The 14,293-nt window shown below is 43.2% G+C and carries 12 protein-coding genes; 1 reads left to right on the plus strand and 11 read right to left on the minus strand.

Annotated features, from left to right (window positions below; genetic code table 11):
* Window positions 1-106: 106 nt before the first annotated feature.
* The 9 genes from Q1Q15_RS09750 to Q1Q15_RS09790 form a co-directional block, all read right to left on the minus strand.
* A complete protein-coding gene (locus Q1Q15_RS09750) occupies window positions 107-667 on the minus strand; it encodes a CBS domain-containing protein (protein ID WP_300459011.1) in 561 nt (186 codons plus the stop codon).
* A gap of 21 nt (window positions 668-688) precedes the next feature.
* Window positions 689-2,158: an SLC13 family permease gene (locus Q1Q15_RS09755; RefSeq protein ID WP_300459012.1), complete on the minus strand. Its 1,470-nt coding sequence runs from the start codon at window positions 2,156-2,158 to the stop codon at window positions 689-691.
* Between the two features lie 19 nt (window positions 2,159-2,177).
* Window positions 2,178-2,606, minus strand: coding sequence for a response regulator (locus Q1Q15_RS09760; protein ID WP_300459013.1), 429 nt, complete (start codon window positions 2,604-2,606; stop codon window positions 2,178-2,180).
* 56 nt (window positions 2,607-2,662) lie between these two features.
* Window positions 2,663-3,880 (minus strand): response regulator, encoded by a 1,218-nt coding sequence (locus Q1Q15_RS09765; RefSeq protein WP_300459014.1) that lies wholly within the window; start codon window positions 3,878-3,880, stop codon window positions 2,663-2,665.
* A gap of 200 nt (window positions 3,881-4,080) precedes the next feature.
* The gene (locus Q1Q15_RS09770; RefSeq protein ID WP_300459015.1) at window positions 4,081-4,737 is read right to left on the minus strand and encodes a hypothetical protein; all 657 of its coding nucleotides are present in this window, start codon (window positions 4,735-4,737) and stop codon (window positions 4,081-4,083) included.
* 5 nt (window positions 4,738-4,742) lie between these two features.
* Window positions 4,743-5,126 (minus strand): response regulator, encoded by a 384-nt coding sequence (locus tag Q1Q15_RS09775; RefSeq protein WP_300459016.1) that lies wholly within the window; start codon window positions 5,124-5,126, stop codon window positions 4,743-4,745.
* Window positions 5,119-6,828 carry a PAS domain-containing sensor histidine kinase gene (locus tag Q1Q15_RS09780; RefSeq protein WP_300459017.1) on the minus strand — a complete coding sequence of 570 codons (1,710 nt, stop codon included), beginning with the start codon at window positions 6,826-6,828 and terminating at the stop codon, window positions 5,119-5,121. Before Q1Q15_RS09780 ends, Q1Q15_RS09775 begins: the two co-directional genes overlap by 8 nt.
* Entirely contained in the window at window positions 6,821-7,180 is a 360-nt protein-coding gene (locus Q1Q15_RS09785) for a hypothetical protein (protein ID WP_300459018.1), read from the minus strand. Before Q1Q15_RS09785 ends, Q1Q15_RS09780 begins: the two co-directional genes overlap by 8 nt.
* Window positions 7,181-7,280: 100 nt before the next feature.
* Window positions 7,281-8,684, minus strand: a complete 1,404-nt coding sequence (locus tag Q1Q15_RS09790) for a sigma 54-interacting transcriptional regulator (RefSeq protein WP_300459019.1) — start codon at window positions 8,682-8,684, stop codon at window positions 7,281-7,283.
* A gap of 402 nt (window positions 8,685-9,086) precedes the next feature.
* Between Q1Q15_RS09790 and nhaD the strand changes: the two genes are divergently transcribed.
* Window positions 9,087-10,952 (plus strand): sodium:proton antiporter NhaD, encoded by a 1,866-nt coding sequence (gene nhaD / locus Q1Q15_RS09795; protein ID WP_300459022.1) that lies wholly within the window; start codon window positions 9,087-9,089, stop codon window positions 10,950-10,952.
* Window positions 10,953-11,048: 96 nt separating this feature from the next.
* On the opposite strand, the gene Q1Q15_RS09800 is transcribed toward nhaD, so the two are convergent.
* The gene (locus Q1Q15_RS09800; protein WP_300459023.1) at window positions 11,049-11,885 is read right to left on the minus strand and encodes a cytidylate kinase-like family protein; all 837 of its coding nucleotides are present in this window, start codon (window positions 11,883-11,885) and stop codon (window positions 11,049-11,051) included.
* Between the two features lie 133 nt (window positions 11,886-12,018).
* A complete protein-coding gene (locus Q1Q15_RS09805; RefSeq protein ID WP_300459024.1) occupies window positions 12,019-14,187 on the minus strand; it encodes a SulP family inorganic anion transporter in 2,169 nt (722 codons plus the stop codon).
* Window positions 14,188-14,293: the final 106 nt, after the last annotated feature.

Below are 14,293 nucleotides of genomic sequence, written 5' to 3' on the forward strand. Positions count from 1 at the left end.
GCGGCTCCAAAAGGGCTAAAATGCCCTGCCATTGAAACCTTAAACCCTCAAATAAGCACTGCCTGTATGACGGAAAATACACCATACAGGCAGTCCCTTTTACATCCTATTCATTTAGAATATCGCAGACTAAATCAAAAATATCTGCCAGCTTTATAATACCGATAACCTTATTTTTTTTCAGTACCAGAAGCGACTGGTGGCAACCAAGGATGAATTGATGCACGGCCTCGGCAATGGGTGCATTTTCATCAACATATTCCCCATTGGAGGGGGTGTACATGATGTTTTTTACCTTTAGTTTTGAGGCCTTTTTAACAAGCTCTTCCAAGGTTTCATCCCAGAGGCTGAAGTTGTCAAGAAGCGAACTTAAAAAATTATTGTTGAAACCGAACCGGGACAGTCCAATGCTTTCATTGCTTTCCGTATGTTCAAACTGCCGGTATTTGGGCTCAAGCGCTTTTAACACACAACGGATACTCAATTTTCCGGTGATGTTACCGTCTTTGTCATACGCTAACACTGCCCTGTGTTTGTAGTTTTGTTTTGTTTTGTTCTGGGCCTGTTTCAGTGTTTTGATTGCCGTGACAAGGGTATCTTCTTCTGAAACGGTTGCGTAATCGGATAAGGGAATCATTAGTTCTTTAATTTTTCTTTCTTTCATCATCTTAAATCCTTAATCGTGTCACTAGTTTACCAGTATGGGCATTCCCATGATGGGCCAGATCACATATACGGCAAGCCCCACAACAACCATCAGAATGATACTGGCAGGGATTCCGAAAAGGAAGAATTCGCCTGTGGTGAATTGCTTTGAATCATAGGCAATGGCATTGGGCGCGGCTCCCACAAGCAGCAGAAACGGCATGCCTGCGGTCACCAGGGCGGAAAAAAGGATGACTTCCGGTGCCACCCCAAGATAGGGTGCAATCACCAGGGCAACGGGCAGGGAAATGGCAATGGCGGCCACATTCATGATAAAGTTGGTCATAATCATGACAAAAAAAGCAATGCTCATGACAAAAACAAACCAGTGGGATTCTTTGAACATGCTCAGCCAGTTGATGGCCAGCCATTCAGCAGCACCGGTTTCCCAGAGACAGAACCCAATACTCATGGCACCGCCGAACAGCAGGATAATGTTCCATGGAATGGCTTCAAGATCCTGGATATCCAGAATTTGAAAGATAAAAAAGAGGACCGTTGAAATCAGTATGATGGCGGTTTTATCCACCGGTTTTAATATGGGAACAAATTGTTTTACAGACATGACAAAAATACAGAGAAAAATGATGGTGGCTGCCAGGATTTCATTTTTTGTAATGCTGCCCATGGCAATACTCAGTTTTTTTGCTTTTTCTCTCAGCCCGGGGATGGTGGCGCTTTCCGGTTTGAAAAAAATCATGAAAAATCCCCATAAAAGAAGGGTCATGACCCAACCAACGGGAAACATATAAAAGGTAAGTTCAAAAAAGGAAACGTCTCTGCCAATAATATCCTTGAAAAACCCCAGGGCAACCGCCCCCCTTGCCGCACCCAGCAGGGTGACGATACTGCCGGCACCGGCAACGAATGCCATTCCCATGAACAGGCCTTTCCCGAATTTGGTGGGCGTGTCGTCATCGGTATACATGCTGTAGATGGTCATCAAAAGCGGATACATGGTTGCCGCAACAGCTGTATGGGCCATGATATGGGTCAGGGCCGCCGTTACAACAAAACACCCCAGGTAAATCATACTGGTCCGTTCCCCCACAATTGCCAGCATTTTATAGGCCAGGCGCTTTGTTAAACCGGTTTTGGTAAAAACCATACCAATGACCAAGGAGGCAAAAATAAACAGTACTGAGGGTGTCATAAAGTCCTTAAATGCTGAATTTGCCGGGCGGATCATGAACAGAACCTGTAAAACGCCGATGGTAAGACTGGTGATACCGATGGGCACCACTTCAAACACCCACCAGGTACCGCCCAGAAGGAATACTGCCAGAGCGCCCTTGGCTTCTTTGCTCAGGACAAAGTGCTTGCCGGTGGGATCGATGGCATCGGGCCAGGGTGGGGCAAAATTAACAACAAAAAAAAGCGTCAGACCAATCAATAAAAAAAGGATCCGCTTCCAATCAAATTTATAATTTAAACTTTCCGTTTGTGCTGTCATGTTAACTAATCTCCTGAAATTACCAGCCTCTGGTTCTTAAGATATTTTCGATTTCTGCCTGCCGGATACGCTCTTCATGCTCATGTTTTAATTTTCGGGCCTGGGATATTTTTTTAATAAGAAGTTCAGTGTCTGCAGGTTTTATAAGAAAGTCCAATGCCCCTAGTTTCATGCCCTGGATAGCATTCTCTATGCTTGCCTCACCGGTCAGCATGATGATTGGCGTGAACGGTTTAGACTTTTTGATTTGCTGTAAGGCATCAATTCCTGTGATTTCCGGCATGAGAACATCAAGGATAATGACATCAAAGTCTATTTTTTCAGCCAACTCAATGGCATCTTTTCCTGAATATACGGTGGTGACGGCAAGATCTCTCAATTCAAGTCGCTGGGCTAACATTTCAATGAATTCTTTTTCGTCATCCGCTAGCAATATTTTGGTTTTCATTTTAATTTACTCTCCTGTTCTATCTTGAGAAAAATGGTTAACTGTATAGATAGGCATTAATGGGCCTTTCTGGCGGCTATTTTTTCATAAGCCTGTTTCATGGTATCGGTAATTAAATCAATATCAGCAGGTTTCTGTAAATAAGCGAAAGCACCCAAATCCATACAGGTTTTTTTGTCTTTTTCTGTTCCGTGGCCGGTTAAAATAATCACCTCGATATTCGGTTTTGTCTGTTTGATTTTTTTTAAAACTTCAAATCCGTCAATCCCCGGCATTTTCAAATCAAGAATCATGACTTCAGTATCTTCCTGGTCCGTGAAGTCAAGGGCTTCCTGCCCATTGTATGCGATTTCACTTGAAAATTGCCTCATTTTCAAGCGCTCGGACAATGTTTGAACAAACTCTTTTTCATCATCTACCAGCAGAACTCTTAAGGGTGTCTCAAATTCATAGTTATGGATGATATTCCCTTTATAATAGTTGTGGCCGATTTTCGTTTCAACGGATTTGACACCGGGCAATTCTTCTACGGCTTTTATGATGTTTTGTTGGAATTTTGTCAGCATCATGACTTTTTTATCGATGGTGACAACAACGTTACCATCGTCAACTTTGGCCAATAACCCTTGCCCGATTTCACTTAATGCAACATCAACATCCGCAGTCAGCTTGAAATCAAAAATTTCTTTTTTGATCAGATTTTCTTTGTTGGACAAAAGTTTTTCTAGCTGTTTTAAGATCAGGTTTACCGAGTCTTCCGGATCCAGCTTGTCAGTTGGAATGACAATGTCAAAAAGGGACTCATCCCAGGCCTTTTTACCAAAAATGGAATTGCTCCAGAGTGCAGCATATTTATCTGCCTGTTCAATGTCCCGTATGGCCTCTTTTTCAGTCAGACCATGGTGTTTTACGCCGTGGTTAATTCGGGTTTTTTTATCGGTAATAATGAGAACCCGCATGACATGAGTGATGCCTCTTGGAATAAGGTGGCTCAGGATTCCGTGAAAGAGGCAATCATCATTAAGGACGTAGTCAGACATTGTTCTTTTGATTAACGCGATACATTTTTCTTTTTCATGGGTAAAGTCATTGAACGCAATCGGTCTGCTTTCAATGACTTTTTGAAGTGTTTGGGGTTTAATGTTATGGATCTGGTGGGTTTTTTCAAGAATATCGGAATCTGTTAGAAGTTTGCTGTTTAATTTCTCAGACAGCATAGTGACCGTCTTTCCGGCATTTGAATACAAACCACTGGTTATGGCTAAGATAGACACGTTTGCCTCCTTATCGTTTATAGGGTTGTTTCTGCTTCTATTTTAAGATAAAGCAATACTTGTGCCAGTATTTAAAATGCTTTAAATACAAATTGTTATAAGTGAATTGGAAAAATAAGAATCAATATGAATCAAATTGGAACATTCACATTGAAACATAATGAAACACAATGGAACATAATGAAAGGGATAGAATATATTTATTTGAAAAAAATGAGAAGGGCAGGGATGTCTGTTGATATGTCTGCTTTCAGTCCAAGTTGTTCACATAGGGCATTTATTTTTTCCCAATGATGGGTTTGGATGATTTTTTGTCGATAATCCATATGGTTGAGATCTCTGTTGTTGCACAAAAGCTGGATAGCGGCCTGACTCTCTGATGACTGAATCGCCAGTATAATAGCTGTATTTGCTTGAAAAGCGTCAATGAGACATTCAATACAAGAGAACGCGATCATTTGGAAAAGGATGGCATCCGTTATGATTGAATAGGGGGTATCACACGGGATAATCGATACATCAATCCCCTTTTGCTTGAACAGTCGGTCGGTAATGGAGATCATTTTTTGAAGGGTTTCAAAAATATTAATGGTGCTCTGGGGGCTGTCAGACGTGTGGGCGAACCCATTGAGGCGTGATGTCAGTGTAACCCCCCGATAAGACTGCTTTTTTATCGTTTCAAGACATTTGCCAAGCCTCTCATCAAGATCTGGCATGCCACCGGCCTGGTTCATGAGAAGAAAGTCTTCCATAAGCCCTGACGTTTCTTTAATAATGGCAAGGACATTTTGAAGTTCATGGGTCACAGAAGCGGTTACACCGCCCAAAAATCCCGCTTTGTCATTTGAATTTTTCATCTGCATCACTCTTTAGCAGGTTCTTTTATTGCTAATTTTATTTTTTCAAGGAGTTCATTGATATCCAGCGGTTTCATGAGGAAATCAAAGGCACCCATCCGCATTCCTTCCATACCATCTTTGGTTGAGCCATGACCGGTAAGCAGGATAACCGGCAGGGAGGTATCGATGGTTTTTATCTGTCGGAGGGTATCAAGACCATTTAGTCCGGGCATCATTAAATCAAGGATTGCCACATCAAAGGATTTTTTTGCGACCAGGCTGATGCCGGACTCTCCGTCTGAAGCGATTGTCGATGCATACCCCCTTAGTTCAAGTCTTTCGGCAAGTGTTGAAATAAATTCGATTTCATCATCAATGAGGAGGATATTGATACGTTGACTATTCATTCATCATCTCCAGTTCATTTGGTTTTTCAGGCAAGTCTATGGTAAAAACGGTTCCTTCACCGATTTTACTGGTTACGCTGATCTGTCCACCAAGTTTTTTAATAATTCCATAGGTTATAGAAAGGCCAAGGCCGGTTCCCTTTTCTTTTTTTGTGGTGAAAAACGGATCAAAGATGTTTTTAATAACATCTTGAGGAATTCCGCATCCGTTATCACTAATTTTTAGATTTACGCCACCGTCATTTAAGTTTTGTGTCTGAATTTGCACCTCTCCAAATTCTTCAACTGCAGCAAAGGCATTGGTTAAAAGATTGACCAGGGTTTGCTCGATCAGCCCGTGGTCTGAGTGGATTAGCACAAGAGAATCCGATAACAACAACTGGACATCTATTTTTCTGTAAAGCACATCTTTTTCTAAAAAATCAAGGACTTCATTGATGATGTAATTGATATTGATCGGTTCTATTTTTATATCAATTCGTTTTGAAAAACCAAGCAGTCTATGGGTTATTTTTCTGCATCTTTTTACAGAATTAAGAATGGCATCGGTCAAGTCAATAAATTTTTCTTTTTTATTAAAATCGTCAGAAAGCTTTATCAGGTCACTCATGAGCCCGGCTTTCTCGTTAATAATGGCAAGGGGATTATTTATTTCATGGGCGACACCTGCCGAGAGTCTTCCAATGGAAGACAGCTTCTGGGCGTGTTGAAGTTCAGCAAGGACATTTTCTCTGTGTTCATCGGATGTTTTGATTCTTCTGATCAAAACACGGGTCATTTGCAGGATCGCAAAAACGATGATGGTCAGACTCATCAAAAATATGATGATCATTTCTGTTTTAAGGGCGTACCACGATTGTAACGCCACCGATTGCGGTTGAACAATAACCAGGGTATATCCTGCAATTGAAAAAGGAGACGCCACAATGATCACAGCCCGATCTTTATCGTCAGTCCCTTCAAAACTGCTGGATCTATGGCTGATAGGCGGCTGCAGGGGGCATTTTTCAAGGGTATTGCCATAATAAAGGGAGTGTGTCTGGAGGATGCCGTCCCTGCTGAGCAAGAAAGCATCGGTCTGCCTTGGGAGCCCCATGCTGGAGATGAGGTTATCAAAAAAATTCGTGTCAATTGTTGCCCTCAATATCCAGGTTTGTCCATCATCCGTTGAATGCTGAACAGCAATAACGATGTGGGGATATTTTCTATGACCCAGGAACACATTGCTGATATATTGTCCTTTTAATTGTGTCTCCTGGAAAGAAATCTGCTCTGAATAGTTTTTGCCCAGCAGAGAATACGGGCCGGAATAACTGACCAGTTCACCCTGGCTGTTAATCAGACCGATATCAACAAAGCCACTCCATTCTTTTTTAATGGAAATCAGGACTTTTTTTATACTCTGCTTATCGCTTAATTCTTCAAAGCTATACGTTGTGGATATAAATCGTATGATGGCCAGTCGTTGATCCATAAATAATTCAAAAGAATGCCTGGTTTTTTCCGCCATAGCATAAAGTGGTGCAATGATTTGGCCTCTAAGATGGGATCGGTATTGAAAAAAGTTGATCACAATCATTGTTGCAAGGGGAAGGATCGTAATCAACAACATGATAAGAATGATATTCCTTTTTAAAACACCATAACGATCTTGAGAAGGACGGTCCATAAGGAATAAGGTGTTGACAAGTCTCTTAAACATATGTTCCTTCTATTGTCCGTTCGGATAAAAGGTCACCGGGATTCAATTTGTTTTTTTCCCACCGGCTGAATGCCGTGGACCATTTTCCGGCGATGGAATCATATATATCGATTTTTTTCCATTTGAGGAATTGGTAATACTCTTCTTCAATTGCACCACATATCAAGGTGTTTATAGTTTCTGCCAGCAGCAGATGACACAGGTCATCTGCTGATGGTCTGGGCAGTACAATGGTTTTTTTTTCTTCGATGATGTTGCCTTTTGACAATAAGATAATCAAAACTTCTGTAGCCAGATCAAATCTCGGTGCCACTTCCTCATGATATAGTGGAATGGTTATTTTGTGTATCATAAATCAATTCATCAAACCGGATGCATAGGGTGCCGCATACTCACCAATTATTGTTTAAATTAGGTATCATAATGGTTCATCTAAGTATAGATAAATATCATCAGGAATCAATTTTAAACAGTTTTATTTTCCGCCATAACGTACTCCTTCCCCATCCTAGAAGTTCGGCCGCCTTGTTTTTTTTCCCGTTTGACTTTCTCAGGGCGTCTATAATCATTTCTCTTTGGACAGCCGGCCATTTTTCCTGTGTGTTGAGAGGGGTAGGGTTTCTGAACAGGGCGCCTTCCGGTATCGGGTCAGGGTTCTGTGTCATGGCATGGCGTTCAATCGGAGCCCGCCTGAATTCATTGGAAGGGGGCAAATCTAAAAGGTAAGAAGGCAAATGATGGGGTTCAATCATTAAATTGTTTGAAACATTCACCGCATATTCCACAATATTTTTAAGTTCTCTGATGTTCCCTTCATAATTATAATTTAAAAGAATCGTCAGGGAATTTTTTGAAAAACCATTAATTTTTTTATCAAGCTGCTGTTTATAATAGTTGAAAAAATGGTCGATGAGAAGCCGTATGTCACCGTCCCTCTCCCGTAAAGGGGGTAAATGAATTCGTGCAACATTCAACCTGAAAAGAAGATCTTTTCTGAAACTGCCTTGCTTCACCATTTGCTCTAAATTTCTGTGGGTTGCAGCAATGATTCTGACATTGGCTCTAAACCCTTTGGTACTGCCCAGTGGGTAGATAATCTTATCGTCAAGAAACGTTAAGAGTTTTACCTGAAGAGGGCGGGGAAGGTCACCAATCTCTGTGAGAAATATGGTGCCGTTATGGGCCAGTTTGAATCGGCCCGGTTTGTTTTCAACCGCGCCTGTGAAAGCCCCTTTTTGATGGCCGAATATTTCAGACTCCAGAAGGGTTTCCGGAAGTGCCCCGCAATTGATTTTAATAAAAGGTCCGGATTCCCGACCTGATGTCTGATGGATGGCCTCTGCTACAAGATCTTTGCCGGTACCGGTTTCTCCCGTGATAAGGATGGAGGCATCACTTTGTGCCAGAACCGGCAGGGTTTGAAAAATTTTTTCCATCTGGGGACATCTTCCGACAATATTTGCAAAGCTGTAGGCAGCACTTTTTCCCCAATCAATGTTTTGTGACAGTCGGATATCCTCTATGGTTTCAATAAAGCCTTTGGTATGATCCTGATCATCTAATATGGATGCGGTGGTCATACGGATCGGCAGACGCTGCCGGTTCAGGTTTATCATATCACTTTTACAGGAGATAGACCGGTTGTCATTTTTCATGGACAGTACCGGGCAATTGGCAATACATGCAGTTCCCCTGAGAATGTTGTAGCATTTCATTCCATATGCCATTGTAAGGGAAAACCCGGAAAGGACTTCAAAGGCCCTGTTTAAAAAAACAACCCGTCGATCCGTATCCAGAATTAAAACACCCAAAGGAATTTCATCGATCAGGTGAGTAAAGTCGATGGGATTTGTCATCAAGCTTTCTATCAATGGACTGGGTAGACGTATCATAATTGTTTTTAGTATCATCCACAGTTTTATTTATCAATTAAATTTATTTTGTTCAATGGGGTCTCCTTCAGCAATTCTAAAGATGATAGGCGTTATTTTTTTTAACACAACATCCTTTTTATTCAAATGACGTAAAATTTTAAATTGCTTTTTTGTCCAATATTGATTAATGAAATCGGGTGTTTTTATATTAAATTCTCAACTTTCGGTGTTCAGCTTTAAATGGCCAACCCCAAAAGTTGAGTTAAATTTTTGCCAGGCCCTTGGATGTTGTTCAAGACGCAGGCTCTCCTGTTATATAAACGGGTGGGCCTTTTTCTTTGCTGGCTTAACCCGGGACCTGGAATTGAAAAAAGGATTCAGAAAATGAAAAAAATATTGTTGTTGTTGCCTGCCCTTTTGGTTGCACCGGTTTTGGCCTGGGCATCGGGTGGAGGGACCGGTCATCCGGAACTTATTGATTTAACAAAAACCATATACGGGTACCTGGGGATCGGGCTTTTTGTGGCCGCGTATATGCTGGTGCCCCTTGAAAATACGATTCATCTGCGCAAGAGCAAACCCGTGCTCCTTGCCGCCGGTATTATCTGGGTCCTGGTTGCCCTTGCCTATATGAGCATCGGGGATACCCATACGGCCCACGAAGCCATTAAGGACAGTCTGCTGGAATATGCAGAACTGTTCCTTTTCCTGCTGGTCGCCATGACCTACATCAACTCCATGGAGGAGCGGAACGTTTTCCAGGCCTTGAGGGCATTTCTGGTTTCCAAGGGATTTTCCCTGAGGCTTTTGTTCTGGATCACCGGCCTTCTGGCCTTTGTTATTTCTCCTGTGGCAGATAACCTGACCACTGCGCTCCTCATGGGTGCGGTGATCATGTCTGTCGGGGGGGACAACAAGAAATTTGTTGCCCTGGCCTGCATCAATATCGTTATTGCGGCCAATGCTGGTGGTGCATTCTCTCCGTTTGGGGATATCACCACCCTGATGGTGTGGCAGAATGGGAAGGTGGCGTTTTCTGAATTTTTTCATATCTTTTTGCCGTCCCTGGTCAACTGGCTGGTGCCGGCCTTGTGCATGAGTTTGGCCATTGACAAGGGCTCTCCCAAGAAACTGGACGATAAAGTTGAGATGAAGTACGGCGCCAAGATTGTGATCGCCCTCTTTCTGTTGACCATCATTACGGCCGTCAGCTTTCATAACTTTCTCCACCTTCCCCCGGCAGCCGGCATGATGCTGGGACTTGGGTATCTGGGATTTTTAAGTTACCATATCAAACGCAAAGAGGGGCGGCGGATGTTTTATGACAATATCCTGGGTGCCCGGAAAAAGGGTATGGCCTCGACGTCCCTTTCCGCTCTCCAGGGAAAGACCCATTCCGAGATCATTCATATGATCAATACCCTTCCTTCGGCAGCGTTTATCCTGAATAAGGATCATGTAATTACCCACTGGAATAAGGCCATGGAGGTTTTGACCGGTGTTTCTGCCCGGGATAAAGTCGGTACAAAGGAGCAATGGAAGCCCTTTTATCCCAAAGAGCGGCCCGTCCTTGCAGACATGGTTCTGGAAACCGGCTCAAAAACCCTGATCGAGAAGTTCTACCGCGGCAAAAACATGGTCAACAATTTTCTTGAATCTGTTTATGAGGTGTCGGATTTTGATCCTTCCATTGGTGAGAAGGGCAGTTGGCGGTATTTTACTTCAGCACCCCTCAAGGATATAAACGGCCAGGTGGTGGGGGTTATCGAAATTATCGAGGATATGGAGGAGGTCCAGGAGACAAGGGTGTATTTTGACATCATGGAGAGAATTGCCCGGGCCGAGTGGGACACCCTGCTTTTTTTCTACGGGGTAACCCTCTGTGTCGGCGGTCTGGGGCAGTTCGGCTATCTGGGCCTGGTATCAAACTTCATGTATGGAGATCTCGGTCCCACCATTGCCAATTCCCTTGTGGGCGTTCTCTCGGCCATCGTTGATAATATCCCGGTCATGTTTGCGGTTCTCAAGATGGACCCGGTTATGTCCCATGGCCAGTGGCTGCTGGTGACCCTGACGGCGGGTGTGGGGGGAAGCCTTCTCTCCATCGGATCAGCCGCAGGTGTTGCCCTGATGGGAACGGCCCGGGGGATCTATACCTTTGGTGTTCATCTCAAATGGATGCCGATTATAGCCCTGGGGTATATCGCCAGTATTTTTGTTCATCTCTTTATTAATGCACGGTTTATGTAGGGGATGCGTCTAAAATAGATGAATATGGGCCATGAATATGGGCCATGGTTGTTTTTGAACCATGGCCCGGCCGGACTTAAATAGAAATTTCATCCATCACATGTTGTAGAATGGATTGATGTGATCGCCCTTTTTTTTAATAGGAATCAAATGGACGTGAACTTCCCTGACACCATCAATTTTTTTGGCCATGTTTTGTAACATTCCAGCAGTATCTTTGCCGATGGTTTTTTTCTCCTCAATGTTACCAATGGAGACCACGCCATCAATAGCTGTTACCTTGACCGTTGAGACAAGGCTTATCAGCGCTGCCTCTACTTTTGCAGCCAGCGCCAGGTCCTCAATTTTTTTCTGAGATTCTTGTGTGGTTTTAAATGCGGGTTTCTGAATAGTTTCGTATAGGATGTCCACGGCATCCTCCACAGTTATTTTATCGATGTGAATAACGATATCATACAGCTTGCTGTCCTTAGTATCCACTCCATAAACCTTGATTCCCCATTTGCGGCGTTCTTCATCGTCTTTTTTCAGAATATGGCGTGCCTCTTCTGCGGAAATGTTTTCCCGGCGCATCTCTTCTCTGATTCGGTCATCGATGTTGGCAAGGATTCTGACTTTAAGTGTGTGGGAGACATCCCGGAGAAAATAGTGCCCTGCCAGTCCATGATACACGATGTTATCTTTGAGCATATGGTTGAGCAGGGCAGACCGAAGGTAGGCAACATATCGCTCTTTGCCATGATGGAACCGTTCAAGCACTGTGGGGGCATCATGAAGTGCCCGGATCAGTTTAATTTCTGGAATATTGAATTCATCGGAAGCCTCCAGAAGGATATCTCTGGATGTACAATCATACTTTAGCCTTTGGGCTAATTTTTCAGCGACAGCCTTACCCATGCTGTAAGAGCCTCGGGAAATTGTTATAATCGGCACAACACCTCTCCTTGTTTAACTAAATCAATTGCATAAAAGGGCACTATTTACCAGACCCCTTGGAAAAATGGACCATTTCAATGGTACGCGTCACCTTAGAAATAGTACAGTCATTTTTTTCGTATTCCAGATATCAACCCCGTATTTCAATGGGCATATAATTTTTCAACGGACAGTCAATACAGTCTCCCTTGGAATGGATCTGTTTGTAAATGGATTCCAGGCCGGCCCGTGAGTTCGGATAGATATTTTCTTTTCCCAGCTTGTCGATCAAATGGGTCCTTTCCATCACAGCCAACACTTCTTCTTTCAGGCCGCAGAAAGAAATTTCTCGTCCACTGGCTCTAATGGTATCAATGAGGATGGAAATGGCATCTTCACCGGAAGCATCGATATCATTAATTCCTTTTGACGCAATTAAGATATGCATTAACTCCGGTTTTTCCGAAATATACGACAGAACTTTATCTTCAAGATAGGTGGCATTGGTAAAGATTAGCGATCCATCAAACCTGACCACGGCAATATGCCGGCATTCCCTTAAGCCGGCCTTGACGGCATCTCTTAGTGTATCATCTTTTGCCTTTGACAATAGAGCGACCCTTGGGCGAAGATGGTGGTAAATAAAGAGTCCGAATGTCAAAAGAACACCCACCATAATGCCTTCTTCAAGATGAGGGGCAAAATAAAGCGTGCAGATAAAAGAGATAACCGAAATAATCCCTTCTGATCGTTTGGCTTTCCATGAATGGATAAAGCCCGAAGTATTGATAAGGCCAATCACCGCCATCATGATGACGGCTGCCAGAACAGCCTGGGGAAGGTGATAGAGAAGGGGGGTAAAGAAAAGAAGCGTCAGGGCAACCATGATACTGGTGACAACAGAGGATATCCCGGTGACTGCATTGGCCTGAAGGTTGACGGCAGACCGTGAAAAAGATCCTGAGACGGCATAACTTTGGCCGAAAGAACCAATGATGTTGGCCAGACCTTGTCCAATCAATTCCTGGTTTGGATCCAGTTTTTGTCCGGTTTTGGCAGCCATGGATTTGGCAATGGCAATGGCTTCCATAAACCCCAAAAGCGAAATAATAATGGCAAATGGCAGCAATTGTAAAAAAGCAGCAATATAAGACGAGCCTTCAGGTGCTTTGGGGATACTGATTTTAAGTCCCTTTGGAATATCTCCAACCACAGCCCCGGCACCGATGAGTTTAAGATTTTTTACATCCAGAAGTTTGTTGCTCACCGCTATCCGCCATTTGTTGCCATCGGTTGTCATACCGGGTGGCAGGGTTGGTGCCGTATAGAAGACAGGACTGTCACCCGCATCGGGTGCGGTTGAAAAGTGAACAAACCGAAGATTTTCACGCTTAATGTGAGCAGCGCCCTTTGTTTGATCAATTTTTGCCTGAATCAGGGCAAGATCATGCTCGATGTCCAGTTGTCTTTTCGAGGCAATATGGACGTTGTGATCTTTTCCTTCTTCCTTGACGGCTTTAAGAATATTGTTCAGATCTGCTCTTTTGGCTGCCAGTTCTTTTATGGTCATGACGTCAGTATTGAATTGATTTATCAGTTCAACAATTTGCGGATCTTTTATGTTTTCAAGGGGAATAAATTTGTCATTGTTAAACCCGGTGAATTTTGAAATTAGAATGGTTACGGCTACGGCAATCAGAACACTGGGAATTCTTGGATTAATCCGCTTTAAGATGACCATGATAACAATGGCCAGTATCCCCAGGGCTAAAGTGGGAACATGGGTATAATGAAGGGCTGATTTGCACACATTGATAATGGTTTGATAGTGATGGGGTGCTTTATCCACATAAACACCAAACAATTTAGAGAATTGTGAAGAAGCGATAACAATAGCGGCTGCATTGGTAAAACCGTTTACAACCGGATGGGAAAGAAGGTTAACCACAAGGCCAAGTTTGAAAACGCCTAAAAAAAGCTGGAAACAGCCAACCGTGAGTGCCAGGATAATGGAGTAGGCAATAAACTGGGGACCGCCTGCTGTGGCAAGGGGTTCCAGTGAAGCGGCAGACATAAGGGAGACGACGGCAACAGGCCCTGTAGCGAGCTGGCGGCTTGATCCGAATAAAGAGGCCACCATGGGCGGTAAAAATGCAGCATAAAGGCCAAAATAAGCGGGAAGTCCTGCCAACTGAGCATAGGCCATGGATTGAGGGATTAAAACCATGGCCACGGTAATTCCGGCAATCACATCTGCGCTAAATTTTTCTTTGTTGTAGTTTGTAAACCACAACAAAAAAGGAAAAATTTTATAAAGCATCTTTTTACTCCTGTATTAAAATTTATTCATTATATCCTTTTGAACAAAAGCGCTGCGGCCTTGTTCAACTTAAATCAAAAAAATGTCTGAACCGTTCACTGTTAAA

The sequence above is a fragment of the Desulfobacula sp. genome (assembly GCF_030145145.1).
Classification (GTDB): domain Bacteria; phylum Desulfobacterota; class Desulfobacteria; order Desulfobacterales; family Desulfobacteraceae; genus Desulfobacula.